The sequence below is a fragment of the Alkalihalobacillus alcalophilus ATCC 27647 = CGMCC 1.3604 genome, from assembly GCF_000292245.2.
Classification (GTDB): Bacteria; Bacillota; Bacilli; order Bacillales; family Bacillaceae_D; genus Alkalihalobacillus; species Alkalihalobacillus alcalophilus.
In genome coordinates this window covers 1-21,880 of the sequence record NZ_ALPT02000069.1, presented here as the reverse complement: position 1 = coordinate 21,880, position 21,880 = coordinate 1, and the positions used below count along the sequence as shown (strand labels likewise).

Genomic DNA, 21,880 nt, shown 5'->3' with positions numbered 1-21,880 from the left:
ACATAACCTTTTGATTCAGGATCTGACTTCCTGCAAAGGTAAACTTTGAACTTTCTTGTTTGTTGATATCTCGTAAACTCGGCTGTCATAATAAGATCTCCCGCATTTTCACTTACTGCCAATAGGCGATCTTGGTCATAGACCATTTCAATGGTCATTCCACCAAAATAACGAAAAGCATTTTCGTGCATTCGAATAAGATCCGTTGTTTGAAATGGCCGGTCCAACCACTCCACATATTTGTATCTTGAGCTGGCTAAGATGAACCCTATGAAGTAAAGTCTCTTGTACGTCCCGTCCGATGTGGGCATTCTCTTTTGTCCAAAATCTACTTGAATCTGCTGTCCCATAGGAAGCTCCGGAACCGCACTGAACTCTCTTTCAGAAAGTATTTTAGGAATATGATAGGCTTCCCGTAAATCGTTTACATAGCTTCTTACTGTTCCCTCTGCAACGAAGCTGACATCTAGCCTTTCTGCTAACCAATCGAATACCTGAGCTCCTGTGAGATCAGGATGTTCCTTTAGCCACTTTAGGATTTCTTCCCGAAAGGGATCAAGTTTTTTACTTCTGTTCTGTAACGAGATAGAGAACAAGTAGAATTCATCTGGAGACATTTTTCCATACTCTATCACCCTATTCCTTGATATTTTTAATTTTCTGGCAATCGCACTGTTGGAAAATCCATTACGACGAAGTCGATGAACTTCATTATAAATACTCAACTTTTCCACTCCCTGTTCCTCACTTTCTATAGACTAATTTAAGTATATAGAAAGCTATTTAATTAAGGTGAACTGTTGAGTCTTATTTGTTGAATTCTGTTTGCTCTTATTTGTTGAAAACTGTTGATTCTAGTTTATCGTTTACATCTAACGCTTTTGGAATGGCTGCTTGTAGAAGATTTTATAAAGTAAAGTATGTGAGACTACCAGATTTACTCGAAGAGTTAGCCATTGCCAGAGGGCAAGGAACCTTTCAAAAAACGATTAAACAATACAAGAAAGTTGACCTTCTTATTTTGGATGAATGGCTATTATCGCCATTGGTAGACACACAGGAACGAGACCTATTAGAAATTATAGAAAGTAGACACCAAGCAGCCTCTACTATTTTTTGTTCTCAATTTTCGCCTGGTGAATGGTATGAGCGAATTGGGGAAAGTACGATTTCAGATGCTATTTTAGACCGCATTGTTCATGACTCTTATACGGTGTTTATTGATGGCGAAGTTTCCATGAGAGAACGATACGGCTTAAATAAAAAATAAACGATGGACCTATAAGGAGGTATGAGTCATGAAGGAATCTGGTTTTGAACAAGATAGACACCCTGAAAGTCAGGAACAAGAGAGTGCGAAACTTATAGTTGATCTCTTACTTTACTCACAGAAGTTGGAAAAGATGATCATCGAACTTCGCAAAGAAGTGAACTTTACTTCACCAAAATACAAACCACTACCATACCCAGAACTCCACAGTGATATCTATGAAAATTTTGATGATTACCATGCCTATATTAAGCATAGGGAATACATTGAATTATTCTTTCGGTATGAGTAAAGTAACCATATAACACCTATTGACAGAGTGGAGGTAAAACCTTTCCCTCTGTCATGTATATATAGTGGTCCTCCCACCGTGACAATGGTTCTCTTCCACCGTGAAGATGGTTCTATTTGTCCGATTTGGTGGCACTCTTCAACCGAAATATTCACCATTTTAATTAATTTGAAAATAACAGTGTTACAATGAATATCTGTTAAATGTATTATTCATTAAGTCACTTACACATATTAACTCTTTAAAGCGAAAAATCGAAACGAATAAGCCCGCCAAGCCATTGCTCAGCGGGTTTTAGTAATTTCAATCTTACTTCTTCTTATAATAATCAACATACCAATCAGCAAACTGTTGCAACCCTTCTTCAATCGAAGTTTTCGGCTTAAAGCCAACAGCTTCTTGTAATAAATCAGTTGAAGCATACGTAGCTGGAACATCTCCTGGCTTAATTGGTTCAAACACCTTTTCAAACTGCACTTCTCTTCCTAAAGCCTTACTTAGTGTCTTCTCCAAGGTATGAATAAACGTCATCAGCTTTTCCGGACTGTTGTTGCCGATGTTAAACACCTTGTGAGGGACAGCATCAACCGGTGGTTTACCGATAAAAGTGTGGGTATTATTGTATTTTACGCTTACCTATTAATAGGTAAAAAAAGATGTAACTAGTGAAGTTTCATTTTTTTGCCGTAGGACACGTCCCCACGTAATTATTTTTCCACAATGTTCCCCTTGTAATCCAAAACATCAGAGTCACAGTGACGAAGTTTTTGTTTTATTAAAATAAAATCTGATTATTTTTTTTAATTCACTTCTTTTATAACCTATCAAAAACATTAAATATAAAGTATACATTGTAAAGCTAAACGTTAAATCACTATATAAATTTAAAAGGATAAATAAACAAACAGATAAAACATCAATATAACTAATATTAAACTTACTTTTTGCACTTGCACGTGAACTTAATGAAAAGTTAGAAATATAGTACCAAAATGCATATGTCAATAACGTTCCTAATGCCATTTTACTAATAGTTAAATCACTTAATATCAATAGTATTGTAACAATAGCAGAAAATAAAAGGCTTAATAAACCGTTATATAGTATTTTCCTTTCATATCTAAGAACTTTAAAAATAGTATTATAAACAATAGAAATTCTACTTTGATAAATAATTATTGGTATTATGAATAAGATAGCAGACAAAGAAGGAGTATATTGTGGTAAGAACATTTCTATTAAAATATAAACGGGATAATACAATAAGTTTGCAAAAATACCAATATATACTAAAGTCCTATCAAATATGAAACCGAGTTCAAACAACTTTTCAACAGAACTTTTACGTAGCATTGGAAATAGTACTACAGAAGCTGCTACAATAACCTGTATTGCTATTGTTAGTACCGAAAAAGCAAAGGAATAATATCCAAACTGCAGAACCCCTAATGTCCTTTCAACAACTATTCTACCCATACCTGTCATTAACATAGAAATAACACCGGAAAATGTTAAAAATATTCCAGCTTTCATGTTTATTAATATTTCTTTAAATATTTGTTTGTTAATTATTGGTAAAGCGGAAATTAACCTATAACCAAAAATTAAATTAACAATTAAAACAATACTTTTAGAGATTAATGAAAATTTAATAACAAGCTCGAAATCTATTCTAGTTAGAGCCATACTTAATATTATTAAGATCGTGAAAACAATTTTTTCTACCACATTTATTATTGAGTAAATATTAAACCTTGCTGTTGCTTGATTTATTAATATAAAATAGCTATTTAAACACTGTAATACTAAAACAATAGAAACACCGTAGAGTACGAATTGCCGTTCACCTTGAGCAATAAAAGGTACCATAATAATAAATAAAAAAGATATTAATAGTAAATATATAGACAAAAGGTAAAAATACGAACTAAATTTTGTATAATTAAGGTCTTCATATTTCTTCCCACCGTATATTAAATATATACCATCATTGTATCCCAAAATAAAAAGTCCTACATATGAAGAATATAAGACATATAATTGCCAGTAACCAAATTCTTCAGGACCAAGTATTACAGGAACTAATAAAGTAGTAACGATACCTAAAACCATTACTATCATATTGGACGTTACAACTTTAAAAAAAGATTTTAGGTTTTTCATATAATAACTCCAGTCTAGCCAGCATATAGGTAAACTATAAATGTATTCAAAAATTCACAATTTAAATTAAAAATATTTTAGATTTATAATATGATATTTTTTGAATCTCTCCATTTAGCATTTTTATACTAAATATACTAATATACTCATTTTTTTATCTGCTTTTCTTCAAAAAACTAATTAACAATAAATTATCAATGAGTTACCAATTTATTTTTTATATATTTTTATATTTCTCTTTTATCATTTCTAACAAATTTGAAAATTGATTATAAGTGGATTTTTTAGTATTTTCATCAGACTTGATAATTCTGGTACTAAATACATTTAATACAAAAGCGATAAAATAATCCAGTTTGTCCTGTTTATTAAAAGATAAATTAAAAATTTCTAACCCTTCTTTAAGAAAATTATCATAAACTCCAGTAAAATAGTTATCAATATAAGTAAAGTCTTGATTGTAAGTAGCTTCATATTGCATAAACCAAAAGAAATCATAAAATAACATATATTGATTACTATGTTCCCAATCAATAAAGTAGCAATTCTTTTCTTTAGTATATAAGATATTATAGAACCACATATCTCCATGTAAGCTTAGATACGGTAAAGAGGTGCCTGATAAGCCATTTAAATAAAATTTATTTCTTTTATAAAAATCTAAAAAATTTATATCTGTGGAGAGATTTTCTATCATACTTTCAGACGTTTTTATAATAAATTTTTCTTTACTTTGAACTGCTTTAAAATAATCTAAATAATTGTTAATAATTACATTTACAACATATGAAGAATCTTCTTTTTTCCAATCTATTTTAGGCATATAATCTATTAACTCTTCTATAATTAACATATTATCATTGTCAAACCAAAGTATTTTTGGCATTAAAAAAAATTTTTTAAAATTATCATAGGTACTTAACTTCTTTTTAAAGTTTTCGGCTTCTGCATATATTGTAAGTACTTTTTTATTAGAGAAGTCAAATATTCTAATATCTTTATTAACATCATTATTATTTGCCGGCAAGTATACTGTCCCAGCAAAATCTTCACAGTTCACTAACTTTTTTTTATTATAAACTTTATACTCTTTGCTAAATATAGTTATTCTTAATATTTTGATAATTAAGCTATATAACGAATTGTTAAAAGTTTTTTTTCAAATAAACTTTTATAGTGTTTTTTTAACTCATCATCTTTTAAATACATAAATGTCAAATTATCATCAAAGCAGTACTTACCAGATGATAAGTACTTAGCACTACTACGAAAAGATTCTACAAGCTTTCTTTTCTTATTAATATAATTAAATAATTTATTTAACATATTTTCTCCTTTATTAAAAAAAGCTATTGAAATTTTTATTTTTCAATAGCTTTTTTCATCATTAAAAATCTTCATAAATATAAATTATTCTATAAGTCTAATTTATGAATACGGCCAAAGGAATTCTATGATATAAACCATGTCATTTGTAGTACATTTCGGTGGCAGTAATTAATATAGTTTTGCTATCTTTTTGGCTGTTTGGACAGGTGTGTTATTATAATATATTTTCTCAACTTGTTCGTACTTCACTTTTTTCCCTTTAACGCTTTCAATGAATTCACTAACCTTCAAACAATTTTCATCAACTTTTTCCCAATCCTCTTTGATTAAGAGTGATAATGGATATTTTTCCAAATACGGAATACTTGGCTCACTTTCCGAACTGTAAAAACTTATAATTGGTTTTCCAGTAGAAACATATTCAAAAATTTTACCTGTAATTTGACAATCGACTAAACTTCCAATATTGATTAAAAAATCAGACTTTAACAATGCATTATGTGCACTTTGTAAATCCACCTGACCATGAATAATGATTGCTCCATCAGCCATTTTATTTTTATATTTTTTTATTATATCTTCGCAGTCTCCACCACCAAATATGTGAAAAACGCAATTATAGCGATCCGATAATTTTTTAAATAAAGCTAACATATAACTAGGATTTTTAAGTTGCTTTAAGAGCATACCTGTATATACAAAGTGTATTTTTTCTTTACAAAAATCTAAATTTAATTGCCCCTCTTTCTCTTTATGTTCTATTTTCTTTAACAATGGTATATCTACTACATCAATCTTATGATGAAAATTTCTATACGTATTACTTAAATAATGTTCTCTATGAGATTCCATAACATAAATATTATCTGCCACACCAAAAAATCGACTTTCCCAAAACCATCCACGCTTCTTCAACCAGTCTCTTGTTAAATATTTTGGTACAATACCACCAGACAGTGTGTCCAAAAAATATAAATTTAGATTAATTGATTTAAATTTTTTTTTGAGCATTACACCTGCTACTAATGCATCTATGGGATTATATACAGAAATAACATGGTCATAATTATTTCCCCGATGTAATTCTTTTGCCTTTTTATACAATCTACATGAATACATTGGTGAAAGTATAGGCCAAATAGGTAAACATAAAATACTTTTTATCTTATTTAAAAACAGTAAAGATTTTCGTACAATTTTTTCATATTTCTTCTCTTTATTTTTAGTACACCAGTCCATAACCCTATTAAACCATCTACCTCTTACTCTATATATATCTATATCATCAATATTTTCGTATTCGGTTAAACCGGAAGACTGTTTTGCAATGACAGTTATTTTTACTCCTTCTTTTTGCAATTCCTTTGCTACTTTATGAACGCAAATTCCATTTGGTGATGGTTTAGGAAAATATGATCCTAATATGACGAGTACATTTTCCATTTTGTATCAAACCTCTCATTATTTTTTCATGCTGGGGTCTGCTGTTTTAACCTCGAATTTATATATCCGTTTTCATTTTGTACCTTTATAGAATAAGTCCCTGCCATAATAATAGATACATAAAATATCATATTAGAAGAAATCAATATTCCCCCCTGGACACATAAAATGATAAATACTATAGCAACCGCCTTATAAAAACCTTTTGTTTTTTGTACATAAATACAAAAGTCCAAAGTAAAATTAGTAAGCCAATTATGCCGGTCCCAGTTAAAATATAAGCAACACTATTCATATATTCTGGCATTCCTGGAAAATCATACTGTGTATATATCCCGTGAGCTTCAATATAATTTCCAGAATTACCGTAACCTACACCTATGAACTTTTCTAATAATGGGAATTGCTCATAAACTGCAAATCCACGATATACTCTAAGGTTTGAAGAGGCCATTGGTCCTCCCCATAACCTATCAAGACTTCTTTGAATGTGATCAAATTGAAGAATAAAAAAGCTAATAATAGGAAGTGCTAATCCTCCTATTAAATATCTTATTCTAATTCTAAATGTACTGATATCTACGCCTTTTGTAATAAAATATCCTGCCCATAAAAATATACCTAATAATATGCCTTGACCTGACCCAGACAAAAAAAGACCAATAGTAATAAAAATGGCTTTGCCCATATCAGTTCTATATTTTGCATGAAGTTTTGATGAAAACAAACAAAATGCTAGAAACGGAAGTACATACCGCGCATAATAGCCAGGTTCTGTAAAAAATGACATAGGTCTATAAAAACGACTAAGAGATTCTTGTATTCTATCATAACTAAAATCATTAACCATGTTAGCGCCAGGGATCGTCCCCTGAAGGATAAAACCAGTAGAGTGATATAAAATAATTTGTACCATTAAGAAAGATGTAGCTAAAATCACAAAACGTTTATATATCTTAATTCCATAGGTGAAATCGAAAAACTGGCTGGAAATAATTATTGCACAAATGGTATAAAAAACAAACCTAATTATTCGAGTAGAAACCGTAGTTAATGAAAAAGTATCTTGTATCATTCCGGAAATTAAAGAGATGAATATTATATATATAACAAGCCAAAAAAATGGGTTTTTTAGAAAACTAATAGGCTTAATTTTTTGTTTACTTAGCATCATATAGATTAAGCACAAAAATACTACACCTACTAAGAATAACTCTCCTAAACTTATCCCTGGTACAACCGAGGAATATTGAAATGTAATAGGTAATGTTAGAATGATAATAGTATAAAGAATTTTTAAATTCTTAAATAACATAGGTGCACCTACAATCTAAATAAGATAACCTTCTTCAAATAAATTCTTCTAGCTTATGTTTAAAATTTCGATTGTCGTTAATTGCTTCATTTAGGAAAAGTTTTCTTCCACTTTCATAATCTGCCTGGTTAAAATTATTTAAATACTCTCTTATCTTTATTTCTAGAGTACCAAAAGATTGGATTACTAGTCCTAAAGAGTATTTCTTGACTTGTTCAGCTAAAAAACTTCCACTGTAACAAATAACAGGCTTTCCATATATTGCAGCATTATAAAATCTATTCGGCATCAATGTTTTACTGTTTATGTCATTATTTGGTATTAACGCGTTAACTAAGCTACTTTTTAAATATAAGCTTGGTTCCTCTTCTCGAAGATACTTACCTGTAAGAAAGACATTTTTTATATTATATTTTTCCAAATGATTAATTAAATCATTATTTATTTCTCCATGTCCGTGATACTCTAATCTAAAGTTCTTAGAATTTTTTAGAGCATTAATAAAATTAATATTAATATTGTAATCTCTCAAAGCCCCAATATACGCTATATTTATTTCATTCTTAGTTAAATTTAACTGGAACTCATTAATCAGATTTACGCTCTCCAAATTAGTATTATGATTTAATACTAACTTATTACTTTCTGGAAGCCATTTTTTATATCCTAGCGAGGAAATAACAGTAAAGGAAGAGTGTTCAATAAGCTTCTTTAAGTTACAAAATTTAGAAATCCTATTATAATCTCTAATATCAATTATATATTTTTCTGAATAGTTGTTAATAAGGTCTCGGTATAAAAAATATGATATTTGCAAGCCAAACACGATAATTCTTTCATACTTTGTTTCCGTTAATTTTTCTTTTATAAAATGTTTATACTTTAAATAATCAAAATAGTTTCTTTTATGTCCTATCTTGGAGTCTCTATATTGATACTTATTTTCAGCAGAGTCTAAATGGAACCTATCCCATAATATTATATCGTAATTACAATTACTTTCTTGAAGAATTTTAATATAATTGTCTATATATGGCATATACATCATATTCGAAGGACAAATAAGAGCAATCTTCATTCTATTTACCCCATACAACTCTATTTATATAATCAGTATAAGAAAGTATTATCCTTAATACTTTATCTGACACATTTGGCATTTTATAATCTTCAACAATCCTCAATGTATCTACTTTTTGTGATTCTAAAACCTCTAACCCTTGTAATATTCTCTCTACCTTCAATCCTACCAGCATTACAGCAGATTCTTCCATCGCTTCTGGTCTCTCATGGGCTTGTCTAATATTAAGTGCTCTAAACCCAAGAATCGAAGATTCTTCACTAATTGTTCCACTATCACTAAGAACGGCTTTAGCTTTAATTTGAAGTTTGACATAATCATTAAATCCTAAAGGTTTCATTGTTTTTACTAATGGATTAAACTCAATCCCTTTAGTATTAATCATATTTCTAGTTCTAGGGTGTGTACTTACAATTACTGGCATATTATACTTTTCCGCAACTGCATTTAAGCTATCAACAAGGTCTAGGAAATTAGTTTCTGAATTAATATTCTCTTCTCTATGTGCTGAAACTACAAAATAGTTTCCTTTCTCAAGTTCTAATCTTTCTAATACATCAGACTTCTCAATATCTTCTTTTCTTGAGTTGAGAACTTCAAACATAGGACTTCCTGTTTTAATTATTCTATCAGATGGAAACCCTTCTTTAAGAAGGTATTCTCTAGCAATATCACTATAGGTTAAATTGATATCCGCAGTATGATCTACAATTTTTCTATTCGTTTCTTCAGGAACTCTTTGATCAAAACAACGGTTTCCAGCTTCCATGTGGAAGATTGGAATATGTCTTCTCTTAGCAGCTATTGCACATAAACAACTATTCGTATCACCAAGGACCAAGACAGCCTCTGGTTTTACTTCTTCCATAATAGGATCAATTTTCACAAGAATGTTACCTATCGTTTCTACTGCGGTTCCAGTGGCAGCATTAAGAAAATAATCCGGCTTCTTTAAATTAAAATCGTTAAAAAACACTTCATTTAATTCATAATCATAGTTTTGTCCTGTATGGACTAAAATGTGTTCTATAGCATTTGATTCTTCTAATTTATTTATAACAGCTGATAGTCTAATAATCTCTGGTCTAGTACCTACTACTGTCATGACTTTTAATTTTTTCATCTAATTATACCTCCAAGAAATAGGTGTCTGGCCTTTTAGGGTCAAAATACTCATTTGCCCACATGATCGTAACCATATCGGTATCACCTAGATTTTCAATATTATGTGTGTAGCCAGTAGGTATGTCTACAACTTCCATTTTGTCTCCAGTAACAAAATATTCAATAATTTCTTCTGTACCAATTTTTCTAAATCGGATAACACCTGTTCCACTTACCACAAGGAACTTCTCATTCTTTGTGTGGTGCCAATGATTTCCCTTTGTTATACCGGGTTTAGAGATATTAACAGAAACCTGCCCTCTATCCGGAGTTTTAATAAATTCTGTGAAAGACCCTCTCTGGTCTAGATTCATCTTAAGTTCATAACTAAACTTATCTTCTGGCAAATAGCTTAAATACGTACTATATAACTTCTTCGTGAATAGATTAGACATATCAGGAATTGAACGTTCTTCACGACTCTTTTTGAATGAATATAATAAGTCAACGACCTCACCTAGAGTAACTTTGTAAACAACTGGAACCTCGCAAAATTCTTCAATTTTATTTTCTTTTCCCTTTAAGGCTCTGATAAGTTCTTCAACAACATCATCAATATAGACTAAGTTCATTACTACACTAGAATCATGCACATTAATCGGTAATTCGTGAGCTACATTGTGGCAGAAAGTCGCTACTGCGCTATTGTAATTAGGTTTACACCACTTTCCAAAAACATTAGGGAGTCTATAAACCAGTACTTTTGCACCTGTTATCTTACTGTATCCAAAAATCAAGTCCTCGCCTGCTTTTTTACTAATGCCATATGGGTTATCCAGTATCGATTGAGTCGACGAAGAAATCATTACTGGACAAGTATTTTGGTGTTTTTTTAATGTATCTAATAATGTTGATGTAAAACCATAATTGCCATCCATAAATTCAGACTGATCCTTAGGACGATTTACTCCGGCAAGATGAAACACAAAATCAGCTTCTTTACAATATTCATCAAGTAATGAAGGATCTGTTTCTCTACCATATTCAAAGATATCCCCATAATTTCGGTTTTTTAGTTCTGCGATTAGGTTTTTACCCACGAAGCCTCTTGCACCAGTGACGAGTATCTTCATTATTTATTCCAGCCTTTCAACTCTTCACGAACATAGTCTAGCATTAACAACTTATCTTTAATTGACTCAATAGTTAATCTCTCAGTATTATGAGAGTTGTACTCGTCTTCTGAAGATAACTTCTGATCACCTTCTACGAAATACTTATCGTAGTTAAGATCTCTCTTGTCAGCAGGGACTCGATAGAAGCCACCCATATCTTGAGCAACAACATGTTCTTCTCTAGTAAGTAGAGTTTCATATAACTTTTCACCATGACGTGTACCTATGACTTTGATTTCATTATCTACATTAAATAATTCCTTAAGCGCCTGTGCTAACTCACCAATAGTCGACGCTGGCGATTTTTGAACCATAATATCTCCTGCTTCAGCATTTTCGAATGCAAATACTACTAGTTCAACAGCTTCTTCAAGACTCATTAGGAATCTAGTCATATTAGGATCAGTAATCGTTAGAGGTTGTCCATTTTTTATTTGTTCAATAAATAAAGGAATTACAGAACCTCTAGAGGCCATAACATTCCCATAACGTGTACCACAGATAAGAGTTTTATTTGGATCTACTGTATTTGATTTAGCTACAAATACCTTTTCCATCATCGCTTTTGATATCCCCATTGCATTTATTGGATACGCAGCTTTATCTGTAGACAAGCAAATGACTTTCTTTACACTATTTTCAATAGCTGCTGTAAGAACATTTTCCGTCCCAATGACATTTGTTTTTACAGCTTCCAATGGGAAGAACTCACACGAAGGTACTTGTTTAAGAGCTGCCGCATGGAAGATGTAATCAACACCATACATTCCATTTTTTACACTAGCTAAATCACGAACATCTCCTAAATAAAACTTAAGTTTATCATTTTTATAAAGTTTCCTCATATCATCTTGCTTCTTTTCATCTCTTGAGAAAATACGAATCTCTTTTATATCGGTATCTAAAAACCTCTTCATAACTGCATTCCCAAATGAACCTGTACCACCTGTTATTAATAAAGTTTTATTCTTAAACATATTAGTCCTCCAGTAATTTTTTTATTATATTCACATATTGTTGAGTACAATGTTCTTTAGTGTACTTTTTAAGGAAAACATTCCTGCAATTCTCGCCCATATTTCTACATTTCTCTTTATCATCACAAAGTTCTTTAATTGAATTTACCAATTTTGAACTTTCTCCAACTTCCATTGCATAGCCTGCATTATTTTCTGTTAAATCCTTAGCTATATCAGAATCCTCTCCCATAATAGCAATTACAGGTTTGCTTGCCATCATGTAACTATAGGTTTTACTCGGAACAGCTAGTCCCGTTAAACCTTTAGCTAAACTTACGATAAAACAGTCACTAATATTAAGTGCATCCTGAAAGTCTTGACCATGTAAAAAATCAAAAATACTAACATTATCTAATTTTTCTTTTTCTACTATATCTTTTAATATTTCCATTTTATTCCCATGTCCAGCGAATACAAATTGAACTGTACTATCATCTTTGAATTGACGAATTGCATCGACTAGCGTATCAAGATCCTGACAAATCCCCATATTCCCAAAATAGGAAACTATAAGATTGCCATCTTTTTTTATCGAATGAAATAATTTATTTCTTGATGCATCTTTTGCATCAGATATTCCTTTATCCTCATACCAATTTGGGATTACTTCAACCTGTTCTTCAGATAATTTTGATCTATGGTTAAGTAGATATGCTTTCATCTCATTCGATAAAGCTACTACTTTATTTACATGTTTGAAAACACTCTTGTTAACTAATTTCATCATTTTGCTTATAATGCTACCTTCTGAAATACTATTTGTTATATGAGCCATCTCCGGATAAACATCATAGCTTACGAAAACAATTTTAGTGTTAAAGAGCTTTGAAGCTAGAGCTGCAACTAACGGCAATACTGGTGGGTTAGAATAAACAATTACCACCCTATACTTTCTTAATTCATTGATACGCAAAGCAACAGAAAAAGTGAAAGAAAAATAGTTAATTAGCCTTCCAATAATGTTACTTCGTTTAAGTTGAATATATTTTAACCTTCTTATTTCTATACCCTTATAAGTTTCTTTCAATGGTACTTCATCATTTAAATTATATTCTTTTGGATAACCTGATAACGCACCGACTGAAAATCCAGCTTCCTTAAGGGCCACTGCAGTATCAAAAGGTAGTGTAGCAGACGAAACATATTCAGGGTAAAAATACTGACATAAAAATAAAACATCTTTCTTTTTACTCATTTCATCGCTCCCTACCTTCAGTTCTTATAATAGTGTCCTTAAAAGATGTAGTCTCGTAATCTATACTCTGACTGTTCAGTAAAGTCCCTGGACTTCCAGCTATTTCTTTATCATAAACAAAAGAGCCAAAGACCTTTCTAAATGTCTCTGACTGTTTAAGGCCTATTGAAACAGCCCAATTGAAAATGCTTGTTACATTTAATATTTTTCCATGAGCTTGTGCAATAGTCTTTACTAACTCGGTTGTATTTACATAATCCTTATTTTGTGGAAAGTACAACCCACTAGCTTCGTGAACGATTAATAACCTTATGAATTCAGATAAATTATCAATATATATCATGCTACGCTCATTATTTATATTAGGAAAGAATGGTGCTTTTAAAGCCAGGGTTGCAAGTCTGCTATAGTTCCCAGGACAATTCATACCATATACAATTGGTGGTCTTAAGATTGCAATCTGAAAGTTATGATCCCCTAGTTTTTCAAGGAGTTGCTCAGCTTCAAATTTTGACTTTGCATAAGGTGTCTTTGGTACAGGAATCGTATTAATTGTTATGTGTCCTGTCTCCGTACCATAAACCCCCATCGTACTTAAAAATATAAACTGTTTTACTCCTTCTTTTTTGGCTTTTTTAGCCAACTCTATAGTGAGATCCCGATTCACTTTAAAATACTGATCCGTTTCATTTTCTTTTACATGAACAATTGCAGCGGTGTGAAATATTACATCATAATCTTTAAATGATTGTTCTTTCCACTGTTCGTCTCGTAAACTAATTGAATCTACTAAATACTTATCAGGATATTGTGAAACCCATTTAATAAAAGACGTGCCTATATAACTATTAATACCTGTTACAAGTACCTTTTTCATTTTGAAACAGTCTCCTCTTTAGTAGCTGCTACCTCTATAGCTCCTAGATTAATGTCAACTAAGTACTTGTTAACGTATCTATCTTCTCCTAATAAAACAACGCCAACAGTTCTAAAAATTATCTTTATATCTAGCCACACACTAAAATTTTCTACATAATAAACATCAAACTTGTATCTATCTTCTAAGGACAGGTAGATGTTACCGCTCACTTGTGCTAAGCCTGTCATTCCCGGACTCATGTTAAGTCTTTTTGAAATTTCATCATCGTAGTCTGCGAGAGATGCTACTCTTTCAGGCCTTGGCCCTACTAGACTCATTTCACCCTTTAATACATTTAGTACTTGAGGAATTTCATCTATCTTCGTTCTTCTAAGTAGCTTACCAATTGCAGTTACACGATCATCGTCTTTCATTACTTCTTGACCCTTAACCATTTTTTCTGATCCCGGTTTCATCGTACGGAATTTATATACTTTAAAAATTTGTTGGTTTAATCCAGGTCGTTCTTGTAAGAAAAGTACAGGTCCTTTTGAAGTTGCCTTTATTAAGATAGCTACTATAATCCACAGTGGTAAAAATACTAAAAGAACTATTAAGGAGACCACAATATCAATTATACGTTTAGTAAATCTCTGAAACTTTTTTCCTTCCATTACAATCCCTCAATCTCATAATCAATAGGAATTAAATACCCATCGCTAAGTTTTATACCACCATCGTTTTTATCAGTCTTCGCTGACCAAACTCTAATCGTTTTATCTCCATCTTTATAAAAAGCTCCTGGATACGGATGTGTAACAGCTCTGACCAACTTACCAGCTTCATCCATAGTCATGCCGCTTAAAATCTCACCATCTTCTGGCTTTCTCCCTGGCCATTCAGTAGCATCCGCGTCATTTTGCTTTGTAAGTGTAATATTATTATTTACGATATCATTCCAATACTTTGCAATAAGGGTAATATGCATATCGTCCACTTTTTGATATAGCTCAGTTGCTGTAGTGTCCTGATCTAGTTTAATAACCCCTTGTCCGATAATATCACCGGTATCGACACCTTCATCCAACTTAAACATAGTAACACCCGTTTCATCTAACCCTTTGATAATTGCCCAAGGTATTGCTGCTCTTCCTCGACCGACTGGCAATAAAGTTGGGTGCATACCGATACAACCATACGTAGGTGTTTCGAGTACATCTTTCCGAGCAATTTGCGACCAACCAATAATAAACAACCAATCAATCTGATGTTCTTTTAGAACACTAAGAACCTCTTGATCGTTGATATTATCTATCTTCAAGATGGGCGCATTATGTTCAGTTGCAATTTCATCTAAATAAATTCTTCCCGACTTATTCTTCGCTTTTTCGTCCTTAAGCGTGATAAGTAAATCTAAGCTACCACCGATGCGATATATTTCTTCAATACAACTCAGACCTAATTGTACACAAGTAGCAAAAGCTATCTTTTTCTTCAACTTATCTCATCCTCTCTTTATCTAGAATCCACGTCGAAATACACTTTCAAAGGCCTCAGCATAAACCATCCCAGCTTGCCCACCACGGTAGGCTGCTAATCCTTTGATTGCCTCATTACTTCTAGGATGAGGATAGTCTCTCATTACTCCACGATACTGAGCTAGAGCTTCTATCTTTTTATCAACACTTTCTTCACCAACTTCTATAAAAGTATTCGGTGAAAACTGATTCATGGTTTTGTTAAGTCCCCATTCTGTTGATGATGGAACTTCCATGAAGAGTAGTTCTTTTAAAGGTTTAACATCACTTCTTCGTTGGAATAACCTAGATGCAGCTTGGCAAGCCAGAGAAGTGTGTAGGTGATCGTTATTCAAGTCCGCTGGATGGTGTGTTAAAATTACATCCGCACCAGTTTCAATAATTGCATTTTCAATAAACTGTACAAGTTTTAAATGTGGGACCATGTTAAATTCAATGTTTGGAAAGTCACCAGTAATGACTCTATCAACACCTAAAATATTCATAGAACTATTTACATCTTCGTTTAACTCTTCCATGCTTGGTCTGAAGTTTCTAGCGTTAACATCACCTGAAAGGATGCAGACATTTACGGAATGCCCTTCTTGTGCTAACTTATACATAGTAGCACCCGCTCCTAAAACTTCATCGTCTGGATGTGCAATAACAACTAAATATGACATATCATTTACCTCGCTTATGTTTTTAATCTCTATGATTTAATAATTTCTTAGTAACTTAGCACTTAACTGGAAGGCTTCCAACCAACTACTAACCTACTAAACTCATCTAATATCAATAGCCACCTCGTACCGAATATTCAATATGCGGTATAGATGAATAAATCAACATATAGTATGTCACAACTAAAAAACCATAATTCGCATACTACATATTGTGTTTTCTTATCGTATTACAATACCCACCTCGTAATTTCTATTCAATCAACAACATTCAATCACGAAGTTTTTTTAATTTTAACGCTTATCTCAACCGTGTTTCTTCCTATTAAATTACTATTCAATCAACTCTTAAAAACAACCAAAAACACTCGAAAACCTTACTTATGTCTCAAGGTTTCCAGCATGTTATCTGATAATGATTGTCAGTTCTCTATGTTCATTCTATATTTTTCCATATTTCAGGTTGCCAAAACCCCCGTCAAATCAACATTTTCAAATCCATTTTTAGCGTTTTATCTTTCTCTAATCGTCACAAGACCAGTATGAGCAATAGGTAGAATCGATATATTATGCATTTTATTAATTAATCGCTAAAAATAACACCACATATAGCATTCATTTCTTAACCATTCTGACTTCCCCACCACCCCCCCATAAACATCAAAAAAACGGCACCTCTCCATTTTCATCCTTATCACCCTCAGTCCTCTTATTACACAACACGTCCCCATCCTCATAAGTAAACTCACAACCTTCACATGACTCTACACTAGAACCCATTAAAAATGAAGCGAAAAAAACATCTGAATGATCAATATTCTCTAATACTAAGCTTCTCTCATACTCTCTTTTAAGCAATAATGCATTTGCATCACAAACATCTTCTTCCGTTTTCTCAATTATTCTCACATAAGAATAAACAGCAATTCCTGCAATAACCCCCATAATTGTAACAACTACCAACAATTCAATTAAAGTAAGTCCTCTATCTCCAATTCCTTTTTGATTCGAAAAGGATAGAGGTTTGTTCAGCTTATTTAACTTTTTCACTAGAACAACCACCCTTAATTTAATGCTCTAAGGCTCTTTAGTTAATTGTTCATAGTTGCTACTTACCTCTCCAGCCTCTACGATTTCAAAACTAAAACCATTTCCCGTCCAAGCAAAGTAGGAAATGGCTTTAAATTTTATTACTACTTTACTTTACCGCATTCAAAACCCTCAACCCGCCAACCCGAAAATTCGCAATATCCAATAACTCTTGTCTCAATAACTCACGATCACTATCCATAAATCTTTCGACCAAATCATAAGTCACATTAATATTAACCGGCGGCGTCTTCCCACGATAAATCATCGGATAAACCTGTTCTTGATGAACCTCATCCGCACCAAGCAACTCCTCAAACATCTTCTCACCCGGACGCATTCCCGTGAATACAATCGGAATTTCTTCTTCCGTATACCCCGATAATTTAATTAAGTTCTTCGCTAAATCGACAATCTTAACAGGTTCTCCCATATCTAGAACAAACACTTCTCCTCCTTGGGCAAGCGAGCCTGCCTGTAAGACGAGACGCGACGCTTCAGGAATCGTCATGAAATAACGAATCATATCTGGATGTGTGACTGTTACAGGACCACCATTCTTGATTTGTTCTTTAAATAAAGGAATAACACTACCTCGGCTTCCCAATACATTCCCAAAGCGCACGGCCACAAAACGGGTCTCGCTAATCATATCCATATGTTGAACAATCATTTCCGCAATTCGTTTCGTAGCTCCCATTACACTCGTTGGATTCACAGCTTTATCGGTTGAAACCATCACAAATGTGTTGACGCCATTTGCACTTGATGCTTCAGCCACATTCTTTGTCCCAACGACATTGTTTTTAACTGCTTCTTCTGGATTTCTTTCCATTAAAGGAACATGTTTATGAGCTGCTGCATGAAAGACTACATGTGGTTTTCTTTGTTCCATAATCGTAAAGATTTTTTCCCTGTCTTGTACATCAGCAATTTCTGTGTCGATGTTTAAGTCCGGAATATTTCTTCTTAGTTCCATTTCAATCGAATAAATGCTATTTTCGCCATGACCTAATAGGACAAGTTCTTGCGGAGAAAAACGGGCGATTTGACGGCAAATTTCTGAACCAATCGAGCCACCAGCACCTGTGACAAGCACAGTTTTACTTGTAATGTAATCAGCAATGCCATCAATGTCTAGCTTAACCGGGTCTCGCCCGAGTAAATCCTCGACTTCTACATCTTTAAAATGATTAACCGATACATTTCCTAACATCAAGTCTTCAATCCTCGGAAGAATTTGCGTTTTTGCTTCTGTCTTTGAGCACTCTTGGAAAATATGTTGCAGTTCCTGTCTATTTAATGAAGGAATCGCAATGACGATATGTTCAATTTTATATTCATCTGCTAGCCTTGTAATATCTTGGACATTTCCTAAGACTGGTACATCTAAAATCTCTAAATACATTTTATTAATATCATCATCAACAAAACCGACCGGATCAAGCTCTGGTTTATCATTATGCTTCAGCTGTCTGACGATCATTGTTCCAGCGTTTCCAGCTCCAATAATTAATGTACGTTTCCCTTTAAATTTCGGTTTCATATATGTATCTCGATAAAGTCTCCAAGCAAATCTGGATCCACCAATCAAGATAATGTGCATCATCCATGTAATAAATAACGTTCGGAGAAACAACTCACCAAAGAAGATAACTTGTGTAAAGGCACTGATCATCACCGAAAAAGTGACCGCATAGAAAATACTCGTTAACTCATTAACACTCGCATATTGCCACGCTCGTTTATACAGTTTAAAAAAAGCAGCAAACAAATGGTGACCCGCTAATAAAACGAGCGAACTTGTTATTAATATCGGGGATAATAGATTACCTCCCGGACTTAATAAGAAGAAACTGACAAATACTGAAGTCAATACAATCAAGGAGTCTATTAAAATTAAATAAAGCAGTCTTTTTTTATAAGACATATTGAAACCTATCCCCTTCCACTCTTTAGTGACTTATGCGATAAAATCTCCGAAGAAGGCGAATTTAATGTTTCATTCCCTCTTCTTGTTTTACATATTGCTTCATTGCTTCAACTAAATTATCTTTTAATTCAGGACGTTGCATGGCAAACTCTAACGTTGTTAAAACAAATCCTAATTTTTCTCCAACATCATAGCGAGTCCCTTGAAAATCATAAGCAGAGATTCCTTTATCCTCATTTAGTCTTTGTATGGCATCTGTTAATTGGATTTCCCCACCTGCACCTGTCTCTTGATTTTCCAAGTATGAGAAAATGTCTGGTGTTAATAAATAACGGCCCATAATCGCTAAATTAGAAGGAGCTGTTCCTTGTTTTGGTTTTTCAACTAAGTTGCCCACTTGATAAATGCGGCCATTTTGAGTGAGTGGTGCGACAATCCCGTATCTGTGTGTCTCTTCATTTGGTACGGTTTGAACGCCAATGACAGATGTACCTGTTTCTTCATAAACATCCATAAGTTGCTTTGTGCATGGTGTTTCTGCTTGAACAATATCATCTCCTAATAATACGACAAATGGCTCGTCCCCAATAAATTTACGAGCACACCAAACTGCATGCCCTAACCCTTTTGGTTCTTTTTGACGAATATAATGAATATCAACATTTGACGTTTCCACGACTTTATCAAGTAATTCTAATTTTTGTTTCTCTAACAGATTTTGTTCCAACTCAAAAGCATGATCAAAATGATCCTCAATCGCCCGTTTCCCTTTTCCGGTTACGATAATGATGTCTTCAATACCAGCTTCAACCGCTTCTTCAACAATGTACTGAATCGTCGGTTTATCAACAATTGGCAACATTTCTTTTGGCATCGCTTTTGTAGCTGGTAAAAATCTTGTTCCTAATCCTGCAGCGGGAATAATCGCTTTCTTTACTTTTTTTAACATAGCTTTCACTTCCCTCAATTGTATTTTTATATGTAGCATTAGATTAATCTCTTAAAAAGAAATTTCTAGTTCATTAGAAACCTCTTCTTAAACTTTTAATCAAAATAAAAAAAGGGCATTTAACCCGACCTCACACTATACCATTGGTGACAAAAGCACCTAAGGCTCACCTTTTCAGTAAGCCCACAGCATAGCCGAGTATCTCCATCGATATAGGTTAGGAGACATTACCTTTTGTCTATTTATCTCAAAACATCTTTTAAAAGATTCCTAATATTTTCTTACGACGAATCGGCTCAGGATCATCAACAATTAGTGCTCGATTTTCCAGTAATCGCTCGGCATTCTCTTGAAACAATTCCACTGTAGCTCGTCCAAACTCTTGTTTCATTTCTTCATAAGCTTCTTTCATTCGAAAAGGCCTCGTTGTTGTATTATGTGCATCTGAAGCTAAAAAATGGGTTAAATTCGATTCGATGAGTTGTTCCGTAAATTTTTTAATATTTTTGCCATTATCCCCCGTTAAGCTAGAGGCTGTAATTTGGGTATAGACACCACTTTTAACAAAATCATATATAAGCGTTGGGTTCTGTACCAGTTCACTGTTCCGTTCTGGATGGACAATGACCGGATAATAACCGGCAACTTGTAACTGATAAAATAAAGAAGCCGCATAACGCGGGACATGGTTGGATGAAAATTCGATAAATACATACGTTCCGAGTCCCGCCATCGTTAAGGCGGTATCGTTTGTTAATTCCTCTACTAACTCTCCATGAATTCGTAGCTCGTGCCCTGGGTATATTATTAACGGAATATTGCGAACACTTAACTCTTGATTTAATTCTTTTACTTTTACTTTGACTCGTTTCGCTTCATTTTTAGAGAATGAAGGATGAGCATAATGCGGGGTCGCAACAATCGAAGTAATCCCTTCTTTTACTGCAGCCTCTGCCATTAATAAACTCTCTTCTATCGTTTTCGGTCCATCATCAAGTTCAGACAAGATGTGACAATGCAGATCGATCATGGTAAACCCTCCTAAACATTCTTCTAAACCTTACATGGAACCCATTTGGTCATACAATACGAGAATCATTTCAATAAAAAAGCACTAAATATTAAACATATACTTACAAATATACCACGAAATCGTCATTAAACTACTGGATGATCATGGATATTTTAACTTTATTGGAAAATAATTAATTTTTTTAATAGAAAAGTCCTAAATATTATATAACTATATTTTTACATTGTATAGTCATTTTTCTATCATTCTCACCAACAAAATGGAAATTTACATGTTACTACTAAAATACTACAGATTGTGACGAATTCCTATCATTTCCTTGAAAAACCATACTTATTAGAGACAGAATGCTACTTTCATCCGGATCAAGCTTTTCTTCTAAATGTTTTACTTAATCAAGAATCATTATTATTCGTTATAAGACTTAAGAA

General features: G+C 32.9%; 19 protein-coding genes and 3 pseudogenes. 2 read left to right on the top strand and 20 right to left on the bottom strand.

Going from position 1 to position 21,880, the window contains the following annotated elements:
* Positions 1-725 (bottom strand): annotated as a pseudogene (locus BALCAV_RS16055) (IS21 family transposase); the annotation flags it as partial.
* Between the two features lie 149 nt (positions 726-874).
* On the opposite strand from BALCAV_RS16055, the pseudogene BALCAV_RS16050 reads away from it, so the two are divergent.
* Together BALCAV_RS16050 and BALCAV_RS16045 are read left to right on the top strand one after the other, a co-directional pair.
* Positions 875-1,270 (top strand): annotated as a pseudogene (locus BALCAV_RS16050) (ATP-binding protein); the annotation flags it as partial.
* 28 nt (positions 1,271-1,298) lie between these two features.
* Complete coding sequence (locus BALCAV_RS16045) at positions 1,299-1,562, top strand: hypothetical protein (protein ID WP_003324688.1); 264 nt, start codon at positions 1,299-1,301, stop codon at positions 1,560-1,562.
* A 309-nt stretch (positions 1,563-1,871) separates the two neighbouring features.
* Here the strand turns inward: BALCAV_RS16045 and BALCAV_RS16040 are convergent.
* The 19 genes and pseudogenes from BALCAV_RS16040 to BALCAV_RS15950 all read right to left on the bottom strand — a co-directional run.
* A pseudogene (locus BALCAV_RS16040) lies at positions 1,872-2,156 on the bottom strand (NAD-dependent epimerase); the annotation flags it as partial.
* Positions 2,157-2,312: 156 nt separating this feature from the next.
* Positions 2,313-3,725, bottom strand: coding sequence for a lipopolysaccharide biosynthesis protein (locus BALCAV_RS16035; protein WP_003324686.1), 1,413 nt, complete (start codon positions 3,723-3,725; stop codon positions 2,313-2,315).
* 217 nt (positions 3,726-3,942) lie between these two features.
* Complete coding sequence (locus BALCAV_RS16030) at positions 3,943-4,752, bottom strand: hypothetical protein (RefSeq protein WP_152563060.1); 810 nt, start codon at positions 4,750-4,752, stop codon at positions 3,943-3,945.
* A 98-nt stretch (positions 4,753-4,850) separates the two neighbouring features.
* The gene (locus BALCAV_RS16025; RefSeq protein WP_040324123.1) at positions 4,851-5,051 is read right to left on the bottom strand and encodes a hypothetical protein; all 201 of its coding nucleotides are present in this window, start codon (positions 5,049-5,051) and stop codon (positions 4,851-4,853) included.
* 171 nt (positions 5,052-5,222) lie between these two features.
* On the bottom strand, positions 5,223-6,497 hold the full coding sequence (locus BALCAV_RS16020) for a glycosyltransferase (protein ID WP_003320911.1): 1,275 nt from the start codon (positions 6,495-6,497) through the stop codon (positions 5,223-5,225).
* A gap of 178 nt (positions 6,498-6,675) precedes the next feature.
* Entirely contained in the window at positions 6,676-7,812 is a 1,137-nt protein-coding gene (locus BALCAV_RS16015) for a hypothetical protein (protein WP_040324122.1), read from the bottom strand.
* Between the two features lie 34 nt (positions 7,813-7,846).
* Positions 7,847-8,890 carry a glycosyltransferase family protein gene (locus tag BALCAV_RS16010; RefSeq protein WP_003320913.1) on the bottom strand — a complete coding sequence of 348 codons (1,044 nt, stop codon included), beginning with the start codon at positions 8,888-8,890 and terminating at the stop codon, positions 7,847-7,849.
* 1 nt (position 8,891) lies between these two features.
* Positions 8,892-10,016 (bottom strand): non-hydrolyzing UDP-N-acetylglucosamine 2-epimerase, encoded by a 1,125-nt coding sequence (gene wecB, locus BALCAV_RS16005; RefSeq protein ID WP_003320914.1) that lies wholly within the window; start codon positions 10,014-10,016, stop codon positions 8,892-8,894.
* A 4-nt stretch (positions 10,017-10,020) separates the two neighbouring features.
* Complete coding sequence (locus BALCAV_RS16000; RefSeq protein WP_003320915.1) at positions 10,021-11,130, bottom strand: capsular polysaccharide biosynthesis protein CapF; 1,110 nt, start codon at positions 11,128-11,130, stop codon at positions 10,021-10,023.
* The gene (locus BALCAV_RS15995) at positions 11,130-12,149 is read right to left on the bottom strand and encodes a nucleoside-diphosphate sugar epimerase/dehydratase (protein ID WP_003320916.1); all 1,020 of its coding nucleotides are present in this window, start codon (positions 12,147-12,149) and stop codon (positions 11,130-11,132) included. The genes BALCAV_RS16000 and BALCAV_RS15995 overlap by 1 nt, the downstream gene beginning before the upstream one ends.
* A 1-nt stretch (position 12,150) precedes the next feature.
* Entirely contained in the window at positions 12,151-13,386 is a 1,236-nt protein-coding gene (locus tag BALCAV_RS15990; RefSeq protein ID WP_003320917.1) for a glycosyltransferase family 4 protein, read from the bottom strand.
* 1 nt (position 13,387) lies between these two features.
* Positions 13,388-14,263: an NAD-dependent epimerase/dehydratase family protein gene (locus tag BALCAV_RS15985; protein WP_003320918.1), complete on the bottom strand. Its 876-nt coding sequence runs from the start codon at positions 14,261-14,263 to the stop codon at positions 13,388-13,390.
* Positions 14,260-14,919 (bottom strand): sugar transferase, encoded by a 660-nt coding sequence (locus tag BALCAV_RS15980; protein ID WP_003320919.1) that lies wholly within the window; start codon positions 14,917-14,919, stop codon positions 14,260-14,262. Before BALCAV_RS15980 ends, BALCAV_RS15985 begins: the two co-directional genes overlap by 4 nt.
* Positions 14,919-15,743 (bottom strand): formyltransferase family protein, encoded by an 825-nt coding sequence (locus tag BALCAV_RS15975; protein ID WP_003320921.1) that lies wholly within the window; start codon positions 15,741-15,743, stop codon positions 14,919-14,921. The genes BALCAV_RS15980 and BALCAV_RS15975 overlap by 1 nt, the downstream gene beginning before the upstream one ends.
* 21 nt (positions 15,744-15,764) lie before the next feature.
* Positions 15,765-16,445, bottom strand: a complete 681-nt coding sequence (locus BALCAV_RS15970; RefSeq protein WP_003320922.1) for a PIG-L deacetylase family protein — start codon at positions 16,443-16,445, stop codon at positions 15,765-15,767.
* Positions 16,446-17,105: 660 nt separating this feature from the next.
* The gene (locus tag BALCAV_RS15965) at positions 17,106-17,495 is read right to left on the bottom strand and encodes a type IV pilin protein (RefSeq protein ID WP_003320923.1); all 390 of its coding nucleotides are present in this window, start codon (positions 17,493-17,495) and stop codon (positions 17,106-17,108) included.
* Positions 17,496-17,643: 148 nt separating this feature from the next.
* On the bottom strand, positions 17,644-19,464 hold the full coding sequence (locus tag BALCAV_RS15960; RefSeq protein WP_003320924.1) for a polysaccharide biosynthesis protein: 1,821 nt from the start codon (positions 19,462-19,464) through the stop codon (positions 17,644-17,646).
* Between the two features lie 64 nt (positions 19,465-19,528).
* Positions 19,529-20,416: a UTP--glucose-1-phosphate uridylyltransferase GalU gene (gene galU, locus BALCAV_RS15955; protein ID WP_003320925.1), complete on the bottom strand. Its 888-nt coding sequence runs from the start codon at positions 20,414-20,416 to the stop codon at positions 19,529-19,531.
* 259 nt (positions 20,417-20,675) lie between these two features.
* The gene (locus BALCAV_RS15950; protein ID WP_003320926.1) at positions 20,676-21,446 is read right to left on the bottom strand and encodes a tyrosine-protein phosphatase; all 771 of its coding nucleotides are present in this window, start codon (positions 21,444-21,446) and stop codon (positions 20,676-20,678) included.
* Between the last annotated feature and the right edge of the window lie 434 nt (positions 21,447-21,880).

Bases quoted from the DNA above. Each gene is read 5' to 3' on its own strand.
- BALCAV_RS16045 (WP_003324688.1), top strand. From the start codon at position 1,299: ATGAAGGAATCTGGTTTTGAACAAGATAGACACCCTGAAAGTCAGGAA.
- BALCAV_RS16035 (WP_003324686.1), bottom strand. From the start codon at position 3,725: ATGAAAAACCTAAAATCTTTTTTTAAAGTTGTAACGTCCAATATGATA.
- BALCAV_RS16025 (WP_040324123.1), bottom strand. From the start codon at position 5,051: ATGTTAAATAAATTATTTAATTATATTAATAAGAAAAGAAAGCTTGTA.
- BALCAV_RS16020 (WP_003320911.1), bottom strand. From the start codon at position 6,497: ATGGAAAATGTACTCGTCATATTAGGATCATATTTTCCTAAACCATCA.
- BALCAV_RS16015 (WP_040324122.1), bottom strand. From the start codon at position 7,812: ATGTTATTTAAGAATTTAAAAATTCTTTATACTATTATCATTCTAACA.
- BALCAV_RS16010 (WP_003320913.1), bottom strand. From the start codon at position 8,890: ATGAAGATTGCTCTTATTTGTCCTTCGAATATGATGTATATGCCATAT.
- wecB (WP_003320914.1), bottom strand. From the start codon at position 10,016: ATGAAAAAATTAAAAGTCATGACAGTAGTAGGTACTAGACCAGAGATT.
- BALCAV_RS16000 (WP_003320915.1), bottom strand. From the start codon at position 11,130: ATGAAGATACTCGTCACTGGTGCAAGAGGCTTCGTGGGTAAAAACCTA.
- BALCAV_RS15995 (WP_003320916.1), bottom strand. From the start codon at position 12,149: ATGTTTAAGAATAAAACTTTATTAATAACAGGTGGTACAGGTTCATTT.
- BALCAV_RS15990 (WP_003320917.1), bottom strand. From the start codon at position 13,386: ATGAGTAAAAAGAAAGATGTTTTATTTTTATGTCAGTATTTTTACCCT.
- BALCAV_RS15985 (WP_003320918.1), bottom strand. From the start codon at position 14,263: ATGAAAAAGGTACTTGTAACAGGTATTAATAGTTATATAGGCACGTCT.
- BALCAV_RS15980 (WP_003320919.1), bottom strand. From the start codon at position 14,919: ATGGAAGGAAAAAAGTTTCAGAGATTTACTAAACGTATAATTGATATT.
- BALCAV_RS15970 (WP_003320922.1), bottom strand. From the start codon at position 16,445: ATGTCATATTTAGTTGTTATTGCACATCCAGACGATGAAGTTTTAGGA.
- BALCAV_RS15960 (WP_003320924.1), bottom strand. From the start codon at position 19,464: ATGTCTTATAAAAAAAGACTGCTTTATTTAATTTTAATAGACTCCTTG.
- galU (WP_003320925.1), bottom strand. From the start codon at position 20,416: ATGTTAAAAAAAGTAAAGAAAGCGATTATTCCCGCTGCAGGATTAGGA.
- BALCAV_RS15950 (WP_003320926.1), bottom strand. From the start codon at position 21,446: ATGATCGATCTGCATTGTCACATCTTGTCTGAACTTGATGATGGACCG.